The organism is Pseudomonas sp. BJa5, assembly GCF_030272875.2.
Lineage (GTDB): Bacteria > Pseudomonadota > Gammaproteobacteria > Pseudomonadales > Pseudomonadaceae > Aquipseudomonas.
On sequence record NZ_JALRNG020000257.1, the window covers coordinates 1 to 230 of the forward strand.

The window sequence follows — 230 nt, forward strand, 5'->3', positions numbered from 1 at the left end:
GCGACTCCTTGAGCAGCATCTCCACCGAGGAGTCGGCGGTGGCGACGCTCCTTGTCTTGCCGGCCGCGGGCTTGTCCAGGTCTTCCTTGTAGCAATAGCTGCAGCTGTGGTTGCAGCCGGTGTTGACGTTCAGTACCACGGTGTTCAACGCCGTGCGCTGGACGCGCGTCAGGCCTATTTCCGGGGTCCGGGGCGAGCCGTCGGTGCCCACTTCCAGGGCCATCAGCTCG

General features: G+C 65.2%; 1 pseudogene. It reads right to left on the reverse strand.

The window, feature by feature from the left end:
• A pseudogene (locus M2D63_RS26230) lies at positions 1–230 on the reverse strand (quinohemoprotein amine dehydrogenase maturase); the annotation flags it as partial.